Genomic DNA, 23,668 nt, shown 5'->3' on the forward strand with positions numbered 1-23,668 from the left:
TGTAAGAAAAGCTCAAGTTCTGCAAGCCTGCGCCGCTTGAGCCCCGCTATATGTCTGCCGCCCGCTCGGTCATGCGTTGGCCAGTCAGCAATAATCTCCTTCCGGGTGCGTCTTCCGTCAGCCACCAGCCCTTTGATGGAGCCGATATTGTAGGCATAGCTCACCAGTGCATCAAACTCTGACTGCGTCCAGTGATAGGCGCTGTCGTATTTATTGACTTTGGGCTCATACTTTGCAGCGATGGACTGCGCAAGCCATCCATCAGCCTGCACCTGCGTGATCTGCATCCCCGGAGTAATATCTGTGCCTGTGATCTCCCTGTCGGCAGAAGTCGTCCCGTAGCCGATAGACCAGACACCGGCAGCACACTGGTAGGCCTTCAACCGGCAGCCCTCAAAGCTCTTTATCAGAGCAAGCCCCTTTTCTGATATGTGCATTGAAAGTCTCCTTTAATTAAAATTTCCTTATTAAAGAAAAACGCAATTTCTTTTAATAAGAATTCCCATAATCAAAGAAAATGCCATTCCCTTGAATACAAAGAAAAAGCCGCCCCGAAGGACGGCTCATTTGATGTTACATATCCTTGCCCGGCCCAGCATCAACATGTCCCTGATACTGGTTTGCATGACCGGGCTCCACAGCGTCAGTCTCAATCTTACGCTTACCCTTCGGGTCTACTCCGAGCCCCTCCTTGCCGACCGCCGGACCTGCGTCAACATAACCCTTGTTCATCTCTGCATAGTTTTCGTTCATGTGCTTCATACTTCTTTCCTCCTTAAGATATGATATGAGCCATCATAACGGTGATGGCACCGAGATATGAGGATCACCTCCTCTCAACGCGCGCTGTCTGCAAGCCCCTCTCCGATGCAGTATGCGATCACAGATGCACCCTGAAGAATCAGGGCAGAGACCTGTGCGGCCTCACTCTGACCGGCGCCGCGATAGATCATGATTCCGGACACCAGCCCCGCGACTGCGACCCACAGCTTTCTACTGGTTAGCTTTCTTGCGATGTCTTCAAATTTCATCTCTTTTTCCTCCTTATAAAAAATCTCTTTTTTCAAGTCTCTCACAATATTTTTTCCGTATGTGAGCGACGGTTGAACAGGTTTGATTGTTTTTAAACTCTGGATGCGTAGCGCAGTATTTCTCATAGTTGTCTATGTCAACCAGCACTTGATCGAAACGATCTTTGCTGTGCCTGCGGCCCTCCAGCAATTCGTCAGCAAAAATCAGAATCCTTACCCTTGCGGTTATAGCCCGGTCTTCTCCGACTTCATGCTTGACTGACTTTATTTCCCCCCGGACGCTTTCGATCTGATCTGAAAGTTTCCCCTGTGCAGTGATCATCTCTCGGTTGATCTCAGCACCCAGCATCTTTGCAATGGCCGTCCATGGCTTTTTACCCGCCGGAGCAACTTTTTGAATTGCAGTGAGCGTTAGTAAAAGCAGCCAGCCCCCTGCGGATAAAAGTGTTTCGATGTCTTTAAGCTCCAAAAGCCCGTTTATTGCCACCATACATGGCTATCCTCCTCATTTCAGTTTGTAGTGTGGCCTTTCTTCCCCAAAAAGAAGATACCGGAGCCAATCATCGAGGATTATCCCCATGACTGATACCGGTATCCATAAAAGTGTATACAATAGACATATCTGCCCCAAAATGTTCCCGGGCATGTGGCTATAGTTCCATACTTGCCATCCAAACCAGAGATTCACCACACAGCCTGTCATAAATTCCGCAGCCGTGACGATCACGGTTCCGAGCAAGGCTTGTCTCCACAAGGGAACTTCCCACGGGATGACCTCATTCAACAGCCCGAGCACTACAAAGCACGTCCCGCCGAGAAAGAACATTGTCCAGTGGCTATATCCTCTCCACAGCAGCTCAAGAAGAACATACAAGGCTCCCCCGATCATCATCAGGATTAAGTGCTTTACCCAGTGCCTCATGATGCCGCTCCTGCAAGATATCCTTTCAGCACATCACTCTGATACTGCTCCGGAATGGGGGCCCCGTACTGGATGGCTCTGACAGTCTCGACATCCTCGCAGTCCTTAATCCACGCGTGCATCGAGTTGCAGTATGTCGTGTGATATGTCACCAGTTTCATGGCAGCCTCGATCACCGGCGCGATCTCTTCTATTGTGTAAAACCTGCAAAGCTTTCCATCAGCATGATAGGGGACAGTCTGTGCTCCGGAGATGATCTGTGCCCGCAGCCCGAAAAGATTTAGCTGGTCAATCTCTGTCAAGCTGTAGTGCTCACCTCCTACGTCTATGCCCCTCTGTATGAGCTCTGTACAAGCCCCATTTACCTCTTGCAGCTTCATAGCCTGTACTTCCTCAAGTGATGGTGTATAGAGCTCTTCCTGCGTCGCCTGTGAAGTCTCAGGGGGAGTATAGACGCTCCCATCATTTGACAGCCACACAGTTTTATCATCTCTCCTGTAAACTGTTGCAAATCCAGGCAGGTGCGCTGACTGCACGCCTCCGGCGGTGTACACATCGATGTCTCCGTACTCTTCCGGGACTTCATCTGCAAAAGTGATCTGTATTACAGAGTGGATTGATGGACGGATGTCTGTAATATTATAATCATTATTTTTTATTATAATTTTTTCCATGATCTACCCCTTTCTTAGAAGGCAATCTAAATGAAATGGCAATTTGAGAGTTTATATGTCCGGGACTATACGTGCCGAAAAACACATAACTTTTACGAAAAATGTATGGTCACAGTACTTGTCTTTTAGTTTACCGGCAGGGGTTTATATCATTATGGGCAGGATAGGATATAGCAAAAACAAGCCGCTGGGCGTGTCGATAGGCACTATATCTGGAATGCCAAATTCGAATCTTTTCATTAACCACTCCTCGGAGCATGCGGTTCAAACCGTAACGGGGATCACAAACGGAGGGACATACTACTTGAATGGGATCTACAAGGATACTAATGATGCGGACGATATTATGGTAAGGCTCATGGCGTATCCCATTAAAAATCTGTAAATTTTTATATTGATTTCCAAACACCTGCAGAGCGGTATGCGTGGTAAAGCTTTCCACTGTAATCAACAGCTAAAATCGCTGCATTTGTTTCGTATCCAATATAAATCCCTCGCGCATATCGTGGTATTTTTACAGTTCCTAGTGTTAATTCTTCCATCGTGTAAAAAACATAGAACGAACTGCTCTCCACAACGCCGGAAATTTCTTTTACATTCAACTTACTATTTAACGTAGTAATCTGATCTTGCAAAACCTTTCCCTGCGACGCTGCGAGCGGCAGTGTGGTAGACGTGCTCACACAGTTATTCACAAGCTTTCCCTGGTCAAGGACATACTTCATTCCGGCTTTGAAGTTTCGGAAGAACTCGCCGATTTTTCCCCCTGATTTTACAGTGTCAAGAAAGCTCTGAAAACTGGTGATCCCCGAAGCTGCTCCGAATGTTACTATGTGTTCCGCTGCTTCTCCACCGTCGGAGTTGGTTTTTTCATCAGACAAAGCTTTGATCAGGCCGTCTATAGCTTCAAAATTTTCACTAAAAGGCTGCGCTTCGATAAAATCAACCCCGTCTTCGGGCTTGTTAAAACTATAGTTTGTTGATTGTTTCATATTATTCCTTTCTGATATTTAGGATCGGCTTTTGCCTGCAAATACGTGACATCACCAAGCTCACTCCACTTATATCGATGAAAGTTTTTCCAGCGGTTATATATAACATTCACTGTGATTCCCATTGTGGCCGGAGACATTCGATTGATTAAATCATTGATAATCCCCTGCATAGGAACAGACGCGAGTTTTATATCACATACAATCGTTGATGTTTCTGGGCTGACCTTCAAATCAAAAAGATCTTTGCTTCCACACACCACGGTGAGCAAATCAATTAACTTTTGCTTCACATAAGGAAGATTTGACATTTTATACCCCTTGATACGACGAATGCGATCATCCAGGGAATCGCCGGAGGTGAGTTGAATTTTTAAAATTCTCTCCCAATATTCACACTCTTCTATGCTCATCGTGTCGTCGCGGCAGTCTTTCAAGGCTTTGTTGATATCTTCCCATGCAATTTTTAGGTACTTGTCATAAATTCTTGTGATGACTTTGTACTCTGCCAAATTATAGATATGCGCCGGAAGGTAACGCGCGGTCTCTACCATCATGTCAACGTCACCTCCCCGGCAGTCGGTATGCTATCACTTTCAATCGTAAGGTTTTCAGGAGCTCCGTTCAGAGTAGTGTCCGAGATATCAAGCACTCCACGCACATCAAGAACGGCAGCCTCAAGACGGGAAATATATACGATGGATTTGTCGTTTTCTGTTCCGCTTGCCCACTCAGCCGCAATACTTTTGATATACTGACTGATTTTATCCTTGATTGTAGCGCCGAGCATATCGGCACTATATCCGCTCCGGTATGTGATTTTGGTTGAAACTGTAACCGGCACAGCTTTGACGCTTTCGATTGTGACCACATGATCGAGAGGGGCCCAGCCGTAGCCGCTGCCCTCATCCGGAACGGCAGCTTTCCTAATTTGATTGAGCAGGTATTCACTCACTGTGCCACTATCGGAGGAAATCACAACCAGCTTTACAGTGCCAGGGCCCGCTGCCGCGCGGTACACCTTGCACCCGCCAACGCCTGCCGTAGCAGTGGCAGCCATTTTATATGCTGTAATGTTTCCATCAAAAGCTTGCTCTTTAAAACTGTCGATGTACCTTTTATATAAGCTTTCTCTGTTTTCATCCTCTGAGCCTGCTATTAAAAGCTCAGTCACCCTTGCGCTTTCAAGCCCCTCCACATAGGTTATCGGTGTCAGCTCTCCGGTCAGAGAGTTTGCACCCGCGCCGGTCTCCTCAACCTCAAGGCTATATTCATAGCCTGATAGGTGCTCGGATACTTTGTAATTAAATCCCTTCAAATTAAAACGCGCTCCAATCGGAACCTCCACATTAAACACGCCCCTGACAAACGCATGCGTAGCCATCCTCCTGAAAACGTTACGATCGGCTGTAATCTCTGACAGATATTCTATATCTGCTGTGTCAGCATGTCCCTGGTTTTTGACATAGTTCAGATGGATATATAGCTTTTCCAGCTCATAAGCCAGCACTGAGAGAGAGTTAAAAACAAGACTTCCTGCTCCCTTCTGCACATCGTCCCCGACCTCTGATGTCATGTCCGCCAGCATCTGATAGTAAGTTTTATCCTCATACATCTGTATCTACCTCTATTTTTCCAAAGTCTGTGACTGCTGCAAAAGATATGTGCAGCTGATCTCCTGTCAACTCTGCCTTAAAATCCCTTATCTCTGAGATATACGGATTGATGAGCATAGCCTCTGCAATTTCATCTTCACAGTCGGTATTAATGAACTCTTCTGATAGGGACTGCCCGATGTACTGCTCAAGTGACGTTCCGTAGTCCCATGAGTAGATCGGATATCGGTATCTTTCAGTATGCAGACATAACCATATCCAGACCTTGACGGCCTCAATACCTTCAACGACTTTTCCCGTCATCTGTCCGGTCGAAAAATCAATTCCGTACTCTTTCGGTATGACTTTTTCTGCTCTTGTCTGAATTTTGTCTGCGCCCAACTGTAAAAAAGAAGGTAAAATATTCACCCCTTCACCATCCTTCCTAGGACTAAATACTTTGACACTGTCCCCTCCGGCTCTTTGATCGGGATTACTGCTACCTTGTCACCAGCTTTCAGCGCCGGGAGGTATGCTGATTTGTCCTGTAAGCTCGCATTTTCCGGGCAATATCCTGCCACTCCCGTCGCCGTAGGGTGCAGCAGTCGATCATCGAAAAGAAGATCTTCAGCAGTCAACTGCAAGTTTCCTATTTTGCAAGTGTTCGGGCCCATCATTTCTGCCAACTGCGCCCCCGTGCTTTCCGGCCTCCCCATCATCCCCGCAAAGTCATCCGCCCAGCTCATGCCTTTTCCTCCTCTGCTTCTCTTTCATCCATCAGACTGTCAAACCGCAGCGACAAATCCATTTTGTGTACACCGTTTTCCCATGTATGTGTATCTGATGTAATCCAGTATCGGCCGGACAACCCCGTGGCTCCGTCTGTAATGGTCACAAAGTAGCACGACAAGCAGTTGATATCCCCCAGCGCTGAAATCTTGATTTCCTGCTTTGGCAGCACATGAATCTTGCTTTTCGCTCCCGTCTGTGGGTCTATGCCTTCTTCCTGAGTGTAGGCTTCTGAAAAAATACCGAACTTTGAGATGCTCCCGTCGTTCTTTACCTCACCGACCTGATTCCCTTTGTCGTCATAGATTTTTATCTGGTTTTTGATGGAATTCATGGTTTCTGTGATGTCGGAATTGAAAATATTATTTTTATCCGACAGCGTGAAACCCGATACTATCCACTCTGCTTTGTATACACCAAGGCCGTGTTTGTAGATCATCGGAAAGTATTTGTCTCCGGTGATCCGATGAGCTTTCGTGTATGCTGCCATGATGATGTCATACAGAGACATTTCATTACAGATCATGGATTTAATCACAACGCCGGTCGGGTACAACCAGCGCACCGGGATCTGTACATCTGCACAAACCTGCAGCGTGATTGCTTCGGCTGTAATATTTTTAAAGTTGTACTGTCCTGTTGATTCGAGGAAGTGCTTCATAGCATCATAGGCCGTAAAAGTGATAGTTCCTATCTGGCTTGATCTTTCAATCCCGAAAATCTGACCGTAAAATACTTCTCCCTCTGCACCATATTCAAAGCTTATAAAATCTCCAGTCTCTACCGCCGGGAGCTGCACCGTTTTATCATACGGAGCATTCAGATAATCAAAAGAAAAAGCACGGGCAGCCTGAGAAGACGATCCGCTCCACGTATAGCGAGCGCAAACTTTTGATATATCGTAAATCGTGCCGTTTTGTTTTATCAGTTTGATCATAGCCTCACCCCGGAATCGTTAACACCAAACCGTCTGCTATTTTGTTCGGATTTGAGCCGATAGCCTCGCGGTTTGCTTCGTACAAAGGGTGCCAGTCTGCTGAGCCCGTTAATTTCCTTGCTATACTGCTCAGACAATCGCCACGCTGTACGGTATACGTCTTCGGAGGAGATTGCGCCGCCTCCCGCTGCGGGGCTTCTGCTTCCGGCGCAGGCGTTTGCTGTTCCAGCGTCACAACTTTGGATTGCCCGGCACTTACTTTTCTGTGTTCTTTGAGTGTGATCGAAAAATAGATATCTCCGGTGCCATCCTGTTCCGACCACTCAAAAGATTCCACCCTGCATTTAAAATTTACCGGGGTTCCGGTGATGATAACTTTTACCGGCCCACCGTTTTTAATTCGTTCAACTTCCTTCACGCATTTCTGCGGGGATTTCAAGTTGCTGTACTCGCAGTACCCTGAATCGTATCTCTTAGGAAAAAAAGAGGAAAAGGTCACTGTTTTCAGCGACCTTCCCCCTGCAAGCCCGATTTCACCCAAAGCATTAATGTTGACCGTTTCTATCCCTCGTGAAGATGTGACGTGATACTCCGAGGGAAGCACAGGAAATCTGAACTTTTTAAGCCATAGCTGCATCTGGCGTCACACCTCCTCGATTGAATTTTGCTGCTTTTACCTTTCTGACCATCGCCTCAGCAAGTCTATCAATGTCGGCCTGCTCCCTTACAACCACTTGATCGGCTATCTTTGCTATAGTGACGTTGCCGCCGCTTTTTGTCATTTGCATAGACACGTCATGAGGATAGATACGTGAACCGTGAGGAAGGTCGATAATCTCTCCGCCGCGCTCATGCACCTGAACAATGCCGCCGCGCCAGCTAACATCCCCTCTCGCTCTAGTATGCACCCGCTCGTGCTTCGAGCCCGGGAGCTCAGTGACTTTGCCGTCTTCTGAAACCCCGACCAGTTTGCCGATCCCGCTGATAATTCCTCCAAGAGCCCCGGTTATTCCGTTAATAATTCCCATTATTACATCGGTAATGCCGGTGAAAATTCCCAGCACACCGCTCCATGCTTTATCCCAGTCTCCGGTAAAAACTCCGGTTATAAAATCTATCAAACCGCTGAAAACGCCGAGTACTCCATCCACTACAGTAATGGCTCCGTCCAGCAATCCCATCAGGCCGCCGACCGCCGCACCAGCTGCGCCAGCTAAGACTATCCCGAGAAAATCTGCTACCGGAGCTAATTTCTCTTTCATTGCTCCTAGTTTTTCTTTGGTATCCTCGACTTTAACCTTGAGATGGTCCATGGATTTAGAGGAGCCAGACAACCCCTTTTTGAAAACATCAAAGTGTTTTTTTACGGCCAGCACCACTACGATCAGCAGCGCTATTCCAGCAATCACCAGCCCCAGAGGAGAAGTAAAAGCTGCAATCCCTCCACGGAGAAGCTTCGCTCCGCCGCTCATGGCTTTGAACCCCCTGCTTGCTTTGGTCAAAAAACCAGCAAAAGCATTAAAGCCACGCCCCAGAGTACCCACCCCGGTTACAAGATTTCCAAAGATCATAATCGCCGGGCCTGCGGCGGCAGCCATAGCAGCCCATTTCACAATTTGTTTTCGCTGTTCCGGGTCCATCTGGTTAAATTTATCTATCAAATCAGTAAGCTTTTCAATGAACGGTGTAACGGCCTCCCCCAGCGCTGCACCAGCTGAAAACTTGAAAACGTCAAAAGACGATTTGAGTTTTTCAATTGAGCCACCAGTTCCGGACATCAGGGCATCAGCCATTCCGTGTGAGGCTCCCTCTGCCCCCTCAATTCCAGCTTTCAGATTTTCAAGGGCTTGCCCTCCGGGGCCGTTAATTAAAGTCACCCACTTTGCCGCCTGATTTTTTCCAAAAATCGCAGACGCAGCTGCAAGCTGCTCCTGATCAGAAAGCCCCGCAAATCCTTCCTGTAAGACTTCCATTGTGTCAGACATGGACTTGAGTTTGCCGTTAGAATCAAAAACATTTATTCCCAGCCTTTCCAGCCAATCTGAGCCTTCTTTTGCCGGAGAGGCAAGTCTCATCAGACCGGTGTTAAGTGCCGTAGCACCCTCTGAAGCTGATATACTATGATCACCAAAGACGCCCGTCAGCACTGCCAAATCCGAAAAATCCCAGCCGACCGTTTTTGCCGTTGATCCGGCTATGGACATGGCTTCAAACAGTCCCTCTACCGTAGTGTTGGCCTGCGCTTGTGCTTTTGCCATCATGTCGGAGTAGTGAGCCGCCTCTTCGGAACCCGCGCCGAATGCTTTTAAGGTATTTCCGAGACCTCCGGTAATTGTGGAAAGATCAGTCGCCGTGCCTGCGGCCAAATCCATGGCCGGGGTCAGCATGTTTGCAGCCTCGGCAGCCGCAAAACCCTGTCTCGCAAAATTCAGCGAAGCATCTGCCGCGTCCTGCATACCAAAAACAGAGTTTGACGCTGCCGTCTTGATTGAGTTCTCAAGCAGCTTTGCCTCATCTTCCGTGCTCCCCATGGTCTGCTGTACAAGCCGCAGAGTTTTATCTACTTCTCCAAAAGACTTAACTCCGGCGACACCCAATCCTACCAGCGGAACAGTTACCCCAGCCGTCAACCGTGTGCCAAATTTAGAAATTGATTCTCCGCCTTTTTGCACGCCTTTCCACGCACGATCAGCAGCTTTGCTCCCAGATTTCAGCGTTTCGATCGTAGCCTTAAAAGAGGCAGTGAAGTTGTCAACAAACTTAAATTCAACATCTGTTGTCCGCTTAGCCATTCAACTCCTCCCTCTCTTTTTCCGCGTCTTCTGCTTGCTTACGCAAAAACGCACGAATCAGAATTTTATCCGATTCATGCGCATCAAAATATTCTGTTGGCGACCAATGATGATTAACAAAAAGAAGATACATCGCTTGAAAATCCTCATCGGTCGCTATCAGTTTTTTACACTTTCATAGTCCAGCCCATCATCAGAGCTGTTTTCCTCCTCGTCATCAGATTCGATGTAGCCGGAGAGCATCCCGATCCGGTTAGCAATGTCCATCAGCTCTCCACCCGGGAAAAGGGTCTTTGCTAAATCCTTCGGAGTTGCAGCCCCGTAGTACTCCATCAGATCATGATCCTTGAGATTGGGCTCTACACAGCCAGCAACAACAATCATGGCTTTAGCCTCATAAGCCCTCTCGACATCAAAGTTGCCTTTCTTGTCATAGGAGCCACTCATCAGATTTGTCCAGGCATTCCCTGACAGGGCCTTGATTGTAATCTCAATATATTCCCCCGCGATTTTGGACAGGCGATCAGCCCGTACTTTTTCTGTAGGGATTTCCTTCAGTTTGTCCCTGTCCAGTTTCATCAACCGCGCAGCAAGTGTTAAATCACTCATTTTATTTCCCCCTTATGCGTTAATCACATCGAGAAGATCCCAATCCTCGAAGGTGAAGTTATAAGATTCCTCTCCGTTCTTTCCGTTCTCAAAGTCCATCAGGATGGCCTTGTCAAGCTTGCAGTTATAGTAGACTACACGCTCCGCGCCCAACGCATCCGGATCATCAAGCTTTGATATGATCTTAAAGCTAGGGGTCTTCCCCTTCTTTACCGCATCAGAAAGCTTCTTTGTAATGTTCGTCCGGACATGGTGCAGTTTAAAACTGCCCTTTCCCTCAAGCTTTGACATTTTCTTACCGGCGATCAACCTGCGGCACATAGCAACATCGCTATAGGTAATGTTTACTTCACCCTTGCAGGATTCCACCTCGCCGACATAATCATCATCAAACCACATTTCACCGAAAGTACCGTTAATAACCTGATTAGAAATAAATTCCTTCATAATATGATCCTCCTTAAATGCTGATGTTCAGCGTCACATCTTCGATTGCATCAAGAAGAGAAACGACAGCCTTCAAGAAAACATGTGATCCGGTGTCTGCCATCTTGATTTCATTGTCGGAAGCATCTTTGACCTCTTTTGTTACTACGCCGGTGCCGCTTTCATAAACAACCTTTTTCCCATTCGACACAAGCCAATCCTTCACAGCAGCCGCATCAATTTCACACTCTCCGGCCGATAGGACTTCATCACGAATCAGGCCCTTGAAATATCCATTGACGGCCGTCAGCAGCAAGCACTTGTTGTCGTAGCTGTTTGCATACTTGCCGATGTAGCCGTCCTCGATAGTCTTCCGGATATCGTCTTTCATCATATCCATTGCTTCCACAAGTCTGATCTTCTTGAAACTATCAAGCTTATCAGCTGTAGTCGCGACAAAAGAGTTAACTGCACGGCTCAGTTTCACCTTCTCGCCATCCCAGTAAGCAATCAGCTCTCCAGCACCGACCGCCGCATCGCGCTCTTCCTTTGTAAGACGGTTGACATCCTCAAAGTCACGCAGAGGAGCATAAGTAGCCGACACCCGCATCCCGGTTCCTGCCAGCAGTCCAGCAATTCGCGGTGTGGTCTTCTCCGGTGTCAGCGGCTTTCCTTTTCTGGTAAGAATAGAAGTCCAACTGATCACGCCTTCGTTGTCTGAACTCTCAGCATTCGGCAGCACAGCCTTAACAAGGACATCTTTTGCACGCAATCCCTTGATCCAGTTTGCAATATCACTGGTCTTGTGGTCTGTCTCCACTGTCGGGATTGCCATGTAATTAAATTTCTCTGTCTCGTAAAACTTTTCCATGGCTGTATATTCCGCTGCCATATCCGTGGCTGTCTTCATCACATACACACTTACATACTTCGGCGCCGTGGTGTATCCTACCAGCGCATCTTTGATGTACTGTACGTTATCAGCCGTTAAGCCCGTATCCGGGATATCACTGATCCCATACACCTTGAAAGACTGCTGTTTTGTATCCTTCAGTACCAGAGCAACGATTCCGCGTGCCCCTCTCTGAACAGCACTCGCCCCCTGCTCAACAAACGTAATTGAAATACTAGGGGATGTTAATTTTCCCATTTACTCATCCTTTCTGCGCATATCCTGTATGCACGTGCTCGATCATTTCACCGCTGTGCGTCTCCGTGTTCTCCCACCAGTCAAGCCGGAAAGAGATTTGCGGGATGTTGTTGTTCTCTCCCACGCAATCATGTTCGTAATCAATCACCCGCAATTTCCGGTCTTTAACCGTCAGTACCATACCGAGTAGATCGCAAATCCGTTCGATTTTTTCAAGTGCGTCTGCGTTATCTGCTCTCCGCTGCACGTAAGTGATTTTCATGGTGCACTGCTTGTGCATCCAGTTTTTTGACTGCCGGTTTATTCCAGTCGGAATACACTCAACAAAAAAATACGGTGGCGCTGCCTTGTCCACGGTGTCATTACCGTACCTCTTGATATTTGGATATTCTGTTCTCAGCACAGCATTGATGCGAGCTATTAAATCGCTGTACTTTATCATAGATTTGATCCTTTCAGCAGTCTGTCAGCTGTTGCTTGAATCATCTCCGGAAATTTTGTCTCGTACTCCGCTCGGGTCTTCTCTGCATAGTGCTTGCCCGGCACAAAACCTCCGGTGTCGTGACCATGAAAATCAAATTTTCTGTGACCATTTTCCACCCAATGAAAATGCGCCCCCTGGTTAGAAACACTGACTTTTGTTATGACACCAAGATCTCCTTTTTCCGTCTCGGTCTTCCAGTTCTTTTTGATATGCCCTTTTCCGGTGCCATAACTATCGGGCATTTTTGCGTCACAGTCTTTTTTCCATTCACGTGCAGCCTTTTTCATGCTTTTATTCACTTCATCCGGGTAATGTGAAATGAGCTTTTCCATATCATCGCTCAGCTCTTTTAGTCCGCTGAGCTTTACAGTAAAATCACCCATTATCCACCTCTCCTACGGCATGATCTTTGCTCTCCGTGCAGAAAAGTTCCAAATAGTAACTGGCTTCTAAAGGATTTAGAATATAGTTGATTTGGAACTGCCGATCTTTATACTTTAGGACGTCCTTCTCAGTCACATCTGTACTTCGGATTGTGATTTTATAGCTTACTGAGTTAGTGTCTTTGTAGTATTCAAGCTGCTCCTTGCCTCTGATCGGTCTAATTTCAGCCCACACCTTTTTTAAGGGTGCAATCTTATAAACTGTATTTCCGAGACTATCCTCTGTTTCCTGATATCGCATGATGATGACGCGACGATTCAAACGCCCAGGGTTAACGCCTTTCAGGTTCATCTGCTCGCCCCCTCATGCTTCAGCTGCAACTGCAAGATCATGCTCTGATATAGATACTCAATCCTGCGCTTGATCTGCTGCTCAGATTGCATCAGCTCACGATTGTCATACATATCCTGCACAATCGCAGCTAAAAGGATTTTTGCCGTGCTGTCTGCTTCATCATAAGCTCCGACAGCAGAAACAATATATTCCTTCGCTGCCGCAATAAGTTTTTCTATCAGAGCATCGTCATCGTCACAATCCACACGGAGGTAGTCTTTAACTTCCTGTAACGTCATTTCTTACCCCCCCCCTTCAACAAAGCTCCCCGGGGAAATCCCCGGGGATACCGTTATCATCAGCCAGCCACAGATGTATCAATGAATCCGTCAACGAAAGCATTCTTATCTTTCACCTTGACATCCATTCTCTCGATGCCACGGAAAAGGGTAAGGTCCTGCTCGAAAGCGTTCAGTTCACCGACGGCCGCAACACTGGAAGTCATAACAGAGAGCTTCTGACGATCAAAAATCTTAACAGCCTCCTTGAAATCTCCGATCTTGAACGGAATCTTGGTTGTCTTCGTCTTCAGGACATCGTTCGGTACAACCTCAACCGGAATCTTCCTTGCCCCCACAGCAAGCACCATCTGCATCGGGTTCTGTGCATCCGGAGTGAGCATATAACGATTCTGACCATCCTTGAGGGTGTCAAGGTAGTTCAGACCATCATCGTTGGTTACAATTCTCACACTGCCGGCATAAGCAGAGCCCAGAGTAACGTTGATCGCCTTCTTGATTCCATCAAGATTCTTCAGATCAGTCGGAGTCGATGCCGTAAGGGCTGCAAGAATCTGCGCATTCCTTGTTGCAATATCCTCATCACCCAACCATTTGACAAGGTAATTCGTAATGTTTGCATCGGAATCAGCCAGAAGTTCATTAGTCACCGGGAGATATCCAGCATACTTCTTAATGGCATACTCGAGAATCTCAAACTGCGGAGTTTTGGCCGCCGTGATCTTGCCGCTCTCAGAGACCGCAGCAAATCCTGTATGCTGTGCCTTCTTCTGGAATGTTCTGCGGCCGGAGGCCGTAGATACCGGCTCAACATCTACAAGGTCTTCAAGCTTCGCCTTTGCCTCCTTGTACTTGTTAATCTTGGTTCTGATGTCTTCCGGGACAGTATAACCTCCGTCGGCCTTTGTCCCCTCGGTCATGGTGTTGGTATAAAAACCATGTCGGGCAGCCTCCGCGAACTCATGTACAGCGTCAACCGGCTCCACCGGCGATGCTCCACTCAGAACATTAACCGGTGCCGCATCCCCCAGATCATTCAAGAGGTCGTACTCTTCCTGCATGTTTACAAGCTCTTCCTTTGCAGCCTTCGCCTCGTCGAGCTTTCCTTCGTTTACTAAATTGATTACTTCTGCCTTCTTCGCATTGATTACATTGAGAAGCTCCTGTAATTTCTTCTTCATATCTTTCATCCTTTCATGCCCCGAATTTGTCGAGGTCTTTTAAAATATTGTTTTTTTCGTCTTCCTTAGCCTGCATAGCAGCCTTATACTGAGCCACCATTTCATCAGTCACCTTCAGGCCGCCCATGGCATTTGTCGCCACGGCAGAGCTTCCATTGCTGATAGAATCAATAAAACCCAGCTCAACAGCTCTTTCAGCCGTCAGCCAGGTTTCCTGCTCCATCATTTCAATGATCTCTTCTTTTGTCTTTCCCGTCTTTGCAACGTAAGCTCCAGCAAGGGCTTCATCCCACTGCTGCAAGATTTCTGCCTGCTTCTGGATTTCGTTGTGATTTCCAGAAGCGCCACGGATGGATACATCGTGAATCATGATCATTCCCACTGGACTAATTGTGCTATGTCCTGCCATGGCAATCACAGATGCCGCGCTTGCGGCAAGAGATTCCACCTCGATATCAATATCGTTTCGGGCTCTCAGCATGGAATAGATTTCCTGCCCCGCAAGTACATCTCCTCCTCCGGAATTGATTTTTACCTGCAAGCGGTCGCCCTTCGGAAGCTTCTCCAGCGCCGTAACCACATCTTTAGGGACTGTACAATCAATGCCGAACCAGTCATAGATCATCTTCCAATCGTTACTTACAATGTCTCCATTGATTTTTAAGATCATTCGTTTTTACCCCCTTCCCCTGATCGTTTATAAGCTGCCCCCACATCCGTCAACGGCACATAATTTCCGTTGACAATCAAAACGTCCCCTCCGTCCTGAGACGGGAGATCAAGAAAATGCCGTCCTTCATTTGGTGTATACACACCATTCTGAATCGCTGATGTGATGGTTTTCATTTGTGTCTCTGCATCCGCACGGAGCAAAACCTTCTCATTGAATTTGAAAAGATATCCCGCAGATCGCTGTTCATCCGTCAAGCACTTGTAGTTAATTTCCTGCTCATACTGAGCAAGCCGATAAACCATTGTGTCCACTAAAAAAGCCAGCTGTTGCGATTCGCTGTTCGCATAGCTGGACTTCTCATAGTCATTTATTTGGTTTGGCTTTACCCCGAAGGCTGCTGCGATCTGAAGAGCAGAGTACTTCTTCAGTTCAAGAAACTGTGCGTCAGTAAGTTTGTAAGTCAGCGGCGACAATGTCATTCCGACCGGCAGCGCCACGACCTTTCCCGCGTTTTTCGCTCCGGACAACAGGGAATTGTACTTGTCCTGCAACTTCCTCCGCAGTTTCTCTTCCAAGTCGCCCGTGTACTGCAAAACGCTAGACGCTGTAAGACCACTTTCATATAGCTTTTCAAGATACTTCTGTGAGTACCCAGCTCCAGTGATAGTGGTCTTCAGAATATCCTGCACAGAACGTCCGAGCACTCCGTCCCATGTAAGCCATGTTTTGATGTGCAGAACTGAATCATAACGAAAAACATACTCTTCCTCGCTTTTGGGATCATTATATTTATAATATAAATTTCCCTTATTCCCGAAAATCCCCACATCATCCATGTACACTGTCACACGATCGGACTGCATAGGCCAGTAGCCGAGCACCTTATACTTGCCGCCGTATTTTCCGGTTCTCACCAACTGCCTTTGTATCCAAGCATAGGCGTTTCCATAGTGCTGGCAGTTTGCTTCCATAGTCCCCCAAAATGTCGCCGGGGTCATCGCCGGGTTCGGCCGGGTCAACAGCACATCCATATCCTTGTCGGTGGGTGCTCTCACCCTCCCCCCAGCCTTATCTTCCTGATAAAGTTTCAGGGGGAGTTTTCCCATCGTCTCAGACAGTACCTTTAGACATGTGTAGTACGTTGTCTCAGACAATGCTTTTGGCTTCTCAGAATCAACCCCGAGCCATTGCAACAGCTTTTCACTTGCAAGGTCAACAGGTTCTTCCTCTGTGAAGACATTCATTAGTTTCTTCATAAATCCCATTTATGCAAACTCCTCTAAGAAAGATTCAACATAAGCTCCGTAATTTTCAGCTCCAAAATCATGATAAAGCGCAAGCTTGAAGGCACCCAGCGTAGCATCTACCGGGTCAATCCGTTTTGTAGTGGCATCCTTGTCAATTTTAATTAGTCCGTTATTTGTCCGGATAACCGCATTCGACATGGAATAATTCAACAATGGATTTCGCAGATAAATAATATTTCCGCAATACACCTGCTCGCGGAATCCCTGCGTAGATTCATTAAGGCTCTTATGGCTCTGATACACTTCCTCTACGTCGTAGCCTTCATCCGATAAATCCATCATCAATTTTGAAGCATTCGCCGGGTCAAAGCATAGGCACTGGATATCAAGATGTAGCCGCTCGCACTCATCCAGTACGTATTTCATAACTGCATTCTGATCGACGATTGGAGTGTGCGTCACCGTCAGGAAACCTAGCCGCTCCCACGCATCATAGGGTACCTTATCCTTGATGATATGCTCTCGCATTTTTTCAACAGACGGGATAAAACTATGCGTCCATAGTATGTATTTAACAACCAGCTTCCCCATGCTATCGCGGATTTCTGTCTGGAAAGGCACTACAAAGGCTACAGACGTCAAGTCAATTTTCGATGACATATCAAAGCCGACATATACCGGACGATGATCCAACTCGATCGGAAGCTCCTTGACCTCACAAGCCTTCCATTTCTGCATATCCATGTAGCCGTTTTCGGCAGAGGATACCCAGATATTCAGCACCTTTGTCAAGAAGGCAATCATTTTCTCCGGAATTTGTTTTGCTATTTCATAGTCTTCCGATATTTTCTTGATGCCTTCATCGAAAAATGCTCTGATCGGATTTGCTTTCTGCCAGGTCTCCAGCGCTCCCGGGTCATCCCCGGGGTCAGCCTCACAGATATCTATGAAGTATTCATCATTGCTTACATCCACATCCGGGTTCAATACCTTAGAACAATAATCATACTCCTGTGTATAACAGGGATATGTCAGGTCTTTTCCTGCCGTCGTGATGATAGTCAGCATTGGTTCTTTTGTGTTAGAACCGAGGCCCAGATCATAAAAATCTGTTGTTGGGTGCTGGTGGTACTCGTCAAGTATCAGCAACGCCGGGTTGGTGCCGTCTCCTGTTTTGCCATCGTCCTTTGACAAAGCTCTGATAAAAGAGCCTGTTTTCAGATGTACGATCTTATCTCGATTGAATCGGAACTTTGACCGGATCAGCGTCCCTCTAGTCATCAGATCGCACTCTTCAAAAACAATTTTTGACTGGTCTCTTTTTGTACCAGCAGTATAAACCTCGTAGCTCTCACCGTTTCGTGTGGCCTGCTCGCTGATTTCGTTCAGGGCTTCTCCCGCCTCCATCTGAGACTTTGCATTCTTTCTTGCTACTTCCGTAAACGATTTTTTAAACCGTTTGTACCCAGTCTCCCGATGCCGCCATCCGTAGATCTGACACTCTCTGAACATCTGCCACGGCGTCAGATTGATCGGCGTCCCGGAAAGTTTCCCCTTTGAATGCCTCAACAACGAAAACCATATAACGATTTTCTTTGCCCGTTCTTCATCCCAGATATAAGGAAAGTCCGGATTGCCTATCTGGTCAAGATCGTTTAGGAACCTCTGACAAGCCCATTTATGCTTTTGCCCGGAGGGTATCTTTCCGCAAATACAGTCCTTCGCATATTTTTTTATTACCTCCTTGCAATTCATCAGATATCTCCAAACATTTGCAAAAGTTCCTCTTCCTGTCCTTTTGCTTTTTCAGCTGCGAGTTTTAGCCTCGAGCCAGCCGACATCCCTAGCGCATTGCCTGCCGTATCCATCTGCCTTTTTGCTTGATCCATGATCTGGTATATCGGGTTTGGTTTCTTCCCAGTCGCCGTAAAAACAACTGGTTCAAAATCCTTTTTCTTGATTTCCTTACAGGCCATCATGTATGTTGAGTAGGCATTTGCATAAACGATCATATTATCCCGGTCAAGATTCCCGATGATATTTATTGATTTCAGGTTTTGCAAAACTCTCTCATACTCATTTTTTGCAACGGCATCTAAAAAGAGAGCAGTCGGGATGTTTTCAAGTTCATCCCTGTCTGTCTTCACAAGAGATTCTTCATATTCTCTCTTCGCCCGGACATCACTTTTGATATGACCGGTCTGCAAAGATATAACTTTTCTAGGTCTTCCCATGTCTGCTCCTTTCTCCCATTTGGGGATGCTTTTTAGAAATCTGTAAAATGAAAGCGGGGGCGGCGGTCTCTGGTGAAATGCTCAATACTTTTTAATGCCCCCTTCCCCTATACCGTCACACGCTTCCGCAACCTCTTGAGCGCCTCCTGCGTGTCTTTCTTGTCTTTGTCACTTCTCCTGTACAAAGCATGCACTTCTGCATGACTGTCTCTTGATAAAGGAATCACATTGTCTAAGCTGTAGAAAAGAGATCCGTCCTCGTCAGCTGGTATGATATGGTGTGCTGTGTCTGCTGCCTCTACTCTGCCATGTGCTAAAGCCCACGGGTCTAATCCTGAGTAAAGAGACATAACAGTAGCTCTGAGTTTTTTCCAGCGACCTGTTTTATATCGGGCATACACATCCCCCCGTTTAAAATATTCTCGCTTATACCCACACTCGCATTTTTCTCCCACCGGGGTTCTTTTTCCACAGTGCGGACATCTCCTCCAAAGCATCGCGTCCCCCTATATAAAAAGACGCTCCACATGGGAACGTCTGATTGTTTTATTTTAAAATCCCCTAACATAGTTTTCCCCGACAGCTGCGAGACTGCCGGGGATATGATAGGAGGGTATCGGATATGAGAAAGTGTTGTACCTTACTTTTTCATAATGCCATAATATCACAGAACTACTCCATATTTGTTCCATATATTTCTTCAAATTTTGTCAATGCTTCGGCGTGCAATTGCAAAGTGTATTTGAAATTGTAGCCCATAAGATATGCAATCTCCTCCATCCTCTTCCACTCGACATACCTTTTGTACAGTACATCCACATATCTGCGATCCTCCAGTCCCTGAATCTGATTTATGATTTTGTGTTTCCGATCAACATATCGGTCGATCTCACGGTTGATCTCAGCTTGCAAGTCTGCTATGTGATCTACTACGTGAGTGTACGATGCATCCGGCTCCGGTGATGTCTGCACCCTGTCCCGGGAGTAGTCCATACTGCCAAGGCTTACCCGGCTGCGCTCTAAGCCCTCCATCTCTTTGATCTTTTGGTTGATGGAGATGTCCAGCAGGCGCAGACTCCTAAGATACTGCTTTGCTTTCATTACTTCCACTCCTTCCACGTATTTTTATCCCGAACGTGTAGCCGTTCTAGCACTGTCAGGCCAAAAACGTTAGCCAGGGCCCATACGCAGCGCAGAAAGAGAAGCACGTGCTCTGGTGGATTGGAGGCCCGTTTTACAGCTGTATCGGCTGTAGGGTCGCGATATCCTTCTTGGTTCATTTCCGTATTACCTCCAAAAGCGCTTTTGCAGCCTCTTTTGCTTCTTTAACTGTGTTATACTTAAAAATCATTATATCGTTATCACATTCTTTGTCTGTTCCACCAACAAACAATGTTTCCTGATCGATTGCATTACTTGTCACCTTCCAACAGAGTGATAGCCAAATCAATGAGATCTGACAGTTCGGATTGAATAGAGGCGAATCCAAAAGAATGACCCCTTGACAGAGTGACAGTGTTTACTTCGTTACTTTGTGCCATGCTTAAATTCCTCCTCAAGAATTTTCTCAAGCTCCCTCGTGCCGACAGCTTTCATGTAGGTGTGCGGAGCTTTGACGGTAGATACCTTGATTGCGCTCTCAGCAATACGAGCCTTGAGCTGTTCCTTGGTGTCGATTTCCTCCTTATCCAGCATTGCAAGGATCAGTCCACAAGCGTCTATCCAGCCACAGGAATACCCGGGCTTTCCATTCTTTTGAAGGTCGGAAAGTTCCTCAACCTTTTTCTTAATGGTGTCAATACTCAATGTGAAAACCTCCATTTTCGTTTATCCAATCAATGACTTCTTTGTAGTTGAGACCTCCCTTATCAGTAGAACGCATGATGTAGTCATACTGTTTTGGGTGAGTTTCTTTCATTCGGAGAAATCGTCCTTCGCCCGGCTTTTCAAGGTGGCAACCATATCCGCAGAACATACACCCGGTTCTGTCACAGCCTGTGGTTTTGAGAAATGGTTTATCAAGGTCGAAAAGTTCCATCATGTCAGCGTCTTTCACAGGTGCAGATTTACCCTCGACCTCTATAATTTCCCCATACACAGAACAGATAGGAAGGTTATGTTCTTTGATATAGAGAAGCACGTCCTGTTCAGTCCAAAAGCTCATAGGATTGGAGATAGGAGAGGTCATGTGAAAACCATTGCAACCGTTTTTAAGCCACTGTGCAGTCCGCAGACGGCTTTCACTTGCCATCTGTGCAGTCATAGGTTTTCTTCCTGTCTTTCTCCCGAAAGCGTGTACAGGTGCTTTCTTCATTGCGTTGCAACACTTAGCTGAAATCTCAAACGGTGCGTCAAGGAAAAACTGGTACTTAGTCAGACAATATTTGCTTGTGCTGCCGTCCTTGTTCTGATACGTTCCTATGACTTGCCGATACCGTGAATCACCCTTGGGTTTGCTAGGGATAGTCCCCATCAGAAGTGCTTGATAATCGGGATTCTCTTTGTTGATTCTCCTGTCTATGCCCAACAGGTCTGCCATGAACGGTGCATAAATCGGTCTCTCTCTCTCGAACCGACTTGAGATAACGCCTTGCGCCTTGCACTTTATCGGAGACCTCCTTAGAAATAAAAGGATAGCCATATTCGGTAATGACCTGTCGGAAGTTTTTCTTCGGTTTGAGCCATTCCACGTTATTAAAGCTCTTTACGAACTCTCGGATTTCGGGATATTCCAACCCGGTATCGACATAAACTGCCAACACATCGGGATAAAGCTTACGGACAATATCGAGTAACACTGTACTGTCTTTACCGCCGGAGAAACTGACATAAACTCCGGATTCTCCATATTCGTTAATCCAGCCACGAATACGATCCTCTGTCATACGAATTTTAATCGAAAGCGGCACTGACTGCATTTGATACAAGTCGGAGATAGTGTGTTTTGGTTCACTCATTTACAACACCTCCTTCTCTACATATTCATCACAAGTAACAAACGGTCTGAATTTCTCATAATTTGTGCAACGCATCAGCTCACATACACCATTACGCAGGCTTAACATGTCCGATTTATACCTACAAACGCATTCATGTACGCAAGATACACACGGAGTTGAATCCATAAAGACATAAGATTCAACAGGCACATCTTTTTTCCACGGCATCAATATCATTCCTGCAACCTTTCAAGCTTTTCTTTGAAATTCTTTCATAAAATCATCGTGTCCACTGATCGGACCACTCAAATAAATTCTCATTCTACTCCTTTTTATATTAAGTAATATTGCGCAATGCCGTTGACTTTTTACATAATATTGTGTATAATTAAATCAACAAATGGAGGTGAACATGAAACCCAGAGATCAGGCAATCAAAGTTTTAGAATCCAATGGATACGCCTTTGAGCGAAACGGAAAGAAGCATGATATCTTTTACAATGCAAAGCTTCGATGCTCAATACCGCTAAAGCGACATGACTTTGACGAAGGCGACCTGCGGTACATCCAAAAAGAGATCAATCATAACCAGCGGGAGAGGGGCTAGCGCCTCTGCTCCCCCACAAAGGAGGAGATTATGAAATATATTTACACTGCCGTATTTACCGAAGAAGATTCTAAAGTATATGCTCGCATCCCGGATCTTCCGGGCTGCATTACTACCGGGAAGGACTTAAACGATGCGATTGAGGCAATCACCGATGCTGCCAGTGGATGGCTTATAACTGCCGAGGATCACGAAGATCCGATACCTGAGGCTTCTTCGCAGGAGTCCATCCGTGATGCATATCCCGGGAGCTTCTCCCTAATTCGCATCGATACTCTTGCTTACCGCGCTGAGACCGATACCCGCGCCGTCCGGAAGAATGTCTCTCTCCCGGCATGGATGTCTAACCTCGCGGAGCGCCGAGGGATCAATTGCTCCAAAGTCTTGCAGGAAGGAATTCTCCAGCGCCTTAGTTAATCTCATCGCCTGACTCTTTATACGGCAGCGGGTAAAACCGCTGTCGTTTTATAAATTCCCAAGTGCTGGCTTCTGTCAACGTTCTCGCATGATGCATTCTGAGCATCATATCACCCTTTCAATCAGCCTCATTCTCCAGCACATCCATCGCCTTTGCACCATTTTCGCGGCCCCGCGAAAAATGTACCATATAGCCGCCAAGTACGGGCGCTTCTGCTTATATGCCATAGTCAAATCCCTCCACACCCCACAAGGGAGTGTGATTTTAGATTTTGAAAGCGGGACGCACACCAAGAAAGATAGAAGCGTTGTAGTAGCCCGCACGACAGCCGTTGCCGACACCGGCAAAAATGGGAGCGAAACCTTCTACATTGTTAATCAGCCAGTACCATTCCAAACCACCGTTCTTTCCCCGGAACGCAATACGGTTCCTACGCAGCTTCATAGGCGCCCACTGAACGGTTGTCTCTGGTTCAGTGTCCTCATAAATATTCTCTCCGAAAATCTCACGCTCTGTAGGAAGTCGGAGCAGGTCACCGTTCTCAAGCAACAACAGACGGCTACGCAGTTCAGCCGGGAACCTGTTAAGAATTTTCCCGTTGAGAATGTCCCGCAGATCAGAAGCAAAGTACCCGCCCTCATTGGTGGCCTTACGGTTCATGCGGTACTCTTTCTTCAAGCAGTCCACAAAGCAGAACAGCATACCGTCCTGTTCCTGCTTGACAGCCATTGCTTCCACTCCCTCACCATCCGTGAGAGTGAAGGAGATAACGTCACCAATTTTGTACTCATTGGTTTCTATCTCATTGGTTCTAAACAACTTCATCGTTAAGTCCTCCTATTGTTCATTGTTTGATGGCTTAGAGACAGGATGTAATCTTCACTCACAGTTCTTTCTCCCATCTGGTCTTCATTTCATGTGGTATCTGCTGCCCTCTATCCCTTCCCCCCGT

General features: G+C 46.7%; 35 protein-coding genes. 2 read left to right on the forward strand and 33 right to left on the reverse strand.

Annotated features, from left to right (window positions below; all coding sequences use genetic code 11):
* The 32 genes from J2S20_RS11175 to J2S20_RS11330 form a co-directional block, all read right to left on the reverse strand.
* The coding region (locus tag J2S20_RS11175) for a lysozyme (RefSeq protein ID WP_307255421.1) at window positions 1-437 on the reverse strand (437 nt) is incomplete at its 3' end.
* Window positions 438-573: 136 nt separating this feature from the next.
* Window positions 574-762, reverse strand: a complete 189-nt coding sequence (locus J2S20_RS11180; protein ID WP_307255422.1) for a hypothetical protein — start codon at window positions 760-762, stop codon at window positions 574-576.
* Between the two features lie 74 nt (window positions 763-836).
* On the reverse strand, window positions 837-1,031 hold the full coding sequence (locus tag J2S20_RS11185) for a hypothetical protein (RefSeq protein WP_307255423.1): 195 nt from the start codon (window positions 1,029-1,031) through the stop codon (window positions 837-839).
* 13 nt (window positions 1,032-1,044) lie between these two features.
* On the reverse strand, window positions 1,045-1,521 hold the full coding sequence (locus J2S20_RS11190) for a hypothetical protein (RefSeq protein WP_307255424.1): 477 nt from the start codon (window positions 1,519-1,521) through the stop codon (window positions 1,045-1,047).
* Between the two features lie 15 nt (window positions 1,522-1,536).
* Window positions 1,537-1,953 (reverse strand): putative ABC transporter permease, encoded by a 417-nt coding sequence (locus J2S20_RS11195; protein ID WP_307255425.1) that lies wholly within the window; start codon window positions 1,951-1,953, stop codon window positions 1,537-1,539.
* A complete protein-coding gene (locus J2S20_RS11200) occupies window positions 1,950-2,627 on the reverse strand; it encodes a DUF4376 domain-containing protein (protein WP_307255426.1) in 678 nt (225 codons plus the stop codon). The genes J2S20_RS11195 and J2S20_RS11200 overlap by 4 nt, the downstream gene beginning before the upstream one ends.
* Before the next feature lie 389 nt (window positions 2,628-3,016).
* Window positions 3,017-3,619 (reverse strand): hypothetical protein, encoded by a 603-nt coding sequence (locus J2S20_RS11205; protein ID WP_307255427.1) that lies wholly within the window; start codon window positions 3,617-3,619, stop codon window positions 3,017-3,019.
* Entirely contained in the window at window positions 3,616-4,176 is a 561-nt protein-coding gene (locus J2S20_RS11210) for a hypothetical protein (protein WP_307255428.1), read from the reverse strand. The genes J2S20_RS11205 and J2S20_RS11210 overlap by 4 nt, the downstream gene beginning before the upstream one ends.
* Window positions 4,173-5,234, reverse strand: a complete 1,062-nt coding sequence (locus J2S20_RS11215) for a baseplate J/gp47 family protein (protein ID WP_307255429.1) — start codon at window positions 5,232-5,234, stop codon at window positions 4,173-4,175. The genes J2S20_RS11210 and J2S20_RS11215 overlap by 4 nt, the downstream gene beginning before the upstream one ends.
* Window positions 5,227-5,643: a DUF2634 domain-containing protein gene (locus J2S20_RS11220; protein WP_307255430.1), complete on the reverse strand. Its 417-nt coding sequence runs from the start codon at window positions 5,641-5,643 to the stop codon at window positions 5,227-5,229. Before J2S20_RS11220 ends, J2S20_RS11215 begins: the two co-directional genes overlap by 8 nt.
* Window positions 5,640-5,960 carry a hypothetical protein gene (locus J2S20_RS11225; RefSeq protein ID WP_307255432.1) on the reverse strand — a complete coding sequence of 107 codons (321 nt, stop codon included), beginning with the start codon at window positions 5,958-5,960 and terminating at the stop codon, window positions 5,640-5,642. The genes J2S20_RS11220 and J2S20_RS11225 overlap by 4 nt, the downstream gene beginning before the upstream one ends.
* Window positions 5,957-6,940 carry an XkdQ/YqbQ family protein gene (locus tag J2S20_RS11230; RefSeq protein ID WP_307255433.1) on the reverse strand — a complete coding sequence of 328 codons (984 nt, stop codon included), beginning with the start codon at window positions 6,938-6,940 and terminating at the stop codon, window positions 5,957-5,959. Before J2S20_RS11230 ends, J2S20_RS11225 begins: the two co-directional genes overlap by 4 nt.
* Before the next feature lie 4 nt (window positions 6,941-6,944).
* Window positions 6,945-7,577 (reverse strand): LysM peptidoglycan-binding domain-containing protein, encoded by a 633-nt coding sequence (locus J2S20_RS11235; protein WP_307255434.1) that lies wholly within the window; start codon window positions 7,575-7,577, stop codon window positions 6,945-6,947.
* Entirely contained in the window at window positions 7,561-9,732 is a 2,172-nt protein-coding gene (locus tag J2S20_RS11240) for a phage tail tape measure protein (RefSeq protein ID WP_307255435.1), read from the reverse strand. The genes J2S20_RS11235 and J2S20_RS11240 overlap by 17 nt, the downstream gene beginning before the upstream one ends.
* A gap of 159 nt (window positions 9,733-9,891) precedes the next feature.
* Window positions 9,892-10,341: a phage tail assembly chaperone gene (locus J2S20_RS11245; RefSeq protein WP_307255436.1), complete on the reverse strand. Its 450-nt coding sequence runs from the start codon at window positions 10,339-10,341 to the stop codon at window positions 9,892-9,894.
* A gap of 12 nt (window positions 10,342-10,353) precedes the next feature.
* Window positions 10,354-10,788, reverse strand: a complete 435-nt coding sequence (locus J2S20_RS11250; protein WP_307255437.1) for a phage tail tube protein — start codon at window positions 10,786-10,788, stop codon at window positions 10,354-10,356.
* Window positions 10,789-10,801: 13 nt separating this feature from the next.
* On the reverse strand, window positions 10,802-11,917 hold the full coding sequence (locus J2S20_RS11255; RefSeq protein WP_307255438.1) for a phage tail sheath subtilisin-like domain-containing protein: 1,116 nt from the start codon (window positions 11,915-11,917) through the stop codon (window positions 10,802-10,804).
* A 4-nt stretch (window positions 11,918-11,921) separates the two neighbouring features.
* Entirely contained in the window at window positions 11,922-12,359 is a 438-nt protein-coding gene (locus J2S20_RS11260; protein WP_307255440.1) for a phage tail terminator family protein, read from the reverse strand.
* On the reverse strand, window positions 12,356-12,784 hold the full coding sequence (locus tag J2S20_RS11265; RefSeq protein WP_307255441.1) for an HK97 gp10 family phage protein: 429 nt from the start codon (window positions 12,782-12,784) through the stop codon (window positions 12,356-12,358). The genes J2S20_RS11260 and J2S20_RS11265 overlap by 4 nt, the downstream gene beginning before the upstream one ends.
* Entirely contained in the window at window positions 12,777-13,136 is a 360-nt protein-coding gene (locus tag J2S20_RS11270) for a phage head closure protein (RefSeq protein ID WP_307255442.1), read from the reverse strand. The genes J2S20_RS11265 and J2S20_RS11270 overlap by 8 nt, the downstream gene beginning before the upstream one ends.
* Entirely contained in the window at window positions 13,133-13,417 is a 285-nt protein-coding gene (locus J2S20_RS11275; RefSeq protein ID WP_307255443.1) for a head-tail connector protein, read from the reverse strand. Before J2S20_RS11275 ends, J2S20_RS11270 begins: the two co-directional genes overlap by 4 nt.
* A gap of 59 nt (window positions 13,418-13,476) precedes the next feature.
* Window positions 13,477-14,598, reverse strand: a complete 1,122-nt coding sequence (locus J2S20_RS11280; protein ID WP_307255444.1) for a phage major capsid protein — start codon at window positions 14,596-14,598, stop codon at window positions 13,477-13,479.
* A 13-nt stretch (window positions 14,599-14,611) separates the two neighbouring features.
* Window positions 14,612-15,268, reverse strand: a complete 657-nt coding sequence (locus J2S20_RS11285; protein ID WP_307255445.1) for a head maturation protease, ClpP-related — start codon at window positions 15,266-15,268, stop codon at window positions 14,612-14,614.
* Window positions 15,265-16,536 (reverse strand): phage portal protein, encoded by a 1,272-nt coding sequence (locus tag J2S20_RS11290; RefSeq protein WP_307255446.1) that lies wholly within the window; start codon window positions 16,534-16,536, stop codon window positions 15,265-15,267. Before J2S20_RS11290 ends, J2S20_RS11285 begins: the two co-directional genes overlap by 4 nt.
* Window positions 16,537-18,273 carry a terminase large subunit gene (locus tag J2S20_RS11295; RefSeq protein ID WP_307255447.1) on the reverse strand — a complete coding sequence of 579 codons (1,737 nt, stop codon included), beginning with the start codon at window positions 18,271-18,273 and terminating at the stop codon, window positions 16,537-16,539.
* A complete protein-coding gene (locus J2S20_RS11300) occupies window positions 18,273-18,752 on the reverse strand; it encodes a phage terminase small subunit P27 family (protein ID WP_307255449.1) in 480 nt (159 codons plus the stop codon). The genes J2S20_RS11295 and J2S20_RS11300 overlap by 1 nt, the downstream gene beginning before the upstream one ends.
* Window positions 18,753-18,859: 107 nt before the next feature.
* Window positions 18,860-19,249 carry a hypothetical protein gene (locus J2S20_RS11305; RefSeq protein ID WP_307255450.1) on the reverse strand — a complete coding sequence of 130 codons (390 nt, stop codon included), beginning with the start codon at window positions 19,247-19,249 and terminating at the stop codon, window positions 18,860-18,862.
* Window positions 19,250-19,424: 175 nt separating this feature from the next.
* Entirely contained in the window at window positions 19,425-19,853 is a 429-nt protein-coding gene (locus tag J2S20_RS11310) for a hypothetical protein (RefSeq protein WP_307255451.1), read from the reverse strand.
* Between the two features lie 175 nt (window positions 19,854-20,028).
* Window positions 20,029-20,175 carry a hypothetical protein gene (locus tag J2S20_RS11315; RefSeq protein ID WP_307255453.1) on the reverse strand — a complete coding sequence of 49 codons (147 nt, stop codon included), beginning with the start codon at window positions 20,173-20,175 and terminating at the stop codon, window positions 20,029-20,031.
* Window positions 20,176-20,279: 104 nt separating this feature from the next.
* Window positions 20,280-20,573, reverse strand: a complete 294-nt coding sequence (locus J2S20_RS11320) for a hypothetical protein (protein WP_307255454.1) — start codon at window positions 20,571-20,573, stop codon at window positions 20,280-20,282.
* Window positions 20,548-21,291 (reverse strand): phosphoadenosine phosphosulfate reductase domain-containing protein, encoded by a 744-nt coding sequence (locus J2S20_RS11325; protein ID WP_307255455.1) that lies wholly within the window; start codon window positions 21,289-21,291, stop codon window positions 20,548-20,550. Before J2S20_RS11325 ends, J2S20_RS11320 begins: the two co-directional genes overlap by 26 nt.
* Window positions 21,209-21,709: a phosphoadenosine phosphosulfate reductase domain-containing protein gene (locus tag J2S20_RS11330; protein WP_307255457.1), complete on the reverse strand. Its 501-nt coding sequence runs from the start codon at window positions 21,707-21,709 to the stop codon at window positions 21,209-21,211. The genes J2S20_RS11325 and J2S20_RS11330 overlap by 83 nt, the downstream gene beginning before the upstream one ends.
* A gap of 394 nt (window positions 21,710-22,103) precedes the next feature.
* On the opposite strand from J2S20_RS11330, the gene J2S20_RS11335 reads away from it, so the two are divergent.
* The gene (locus J2S20_RS11335) at window positions 22,104-22,298 is read left to right on the forward strand and encodes a type II toxin-antitoxin system HicA family toxin (RefSeq protein WP_307255458.1); all 195 of its coding nucleotides are present in this window, start codon (window positions 22,104-22,106) and stop codon (window positions 22,296-22,298) included.
* 30 nt (window positions 22,299-22,328) lie between these two features.
* The gene (locus tag J2S20_RS11340; protein ID WP_307255459.1) at window positions 22,329-22,715 is read left to right on the forward strand and encodes a type II toxin-antitoxin system HicB family antitoxin; all 387 of its coding nucleotides are present in this window, start codon (window positions 22,329-22,331) and stop codon (window positions 22,713-22,715) included.
* A gap of 265 nt (window positions 22,716-22,980) precedes the next feature.
* Here J2S20_RS11340 and J2S20_RS11345 read toward each other — a convergent pair whose 3' ends face one another.
* Entirely contained in the window at window positions 22,981-23,541 is a 561-nt protein-coding gene (locus tag J2S20_RS11345) for a hypothetical protein (protein WP_307255460.1), read from the reverse strand.
* Window positions 23,542-23,668 lie beyond the last annotated feature (127 nt).

Origin of the sequence: Moryella indoligenes, assembly GCF_030812885.1 — a bacterium.
GTDB lineage: Bacteria > Bacillota > Clostridia > Lachnospirales > Lachnospiraceae > Moryella > Moryella indoligenes.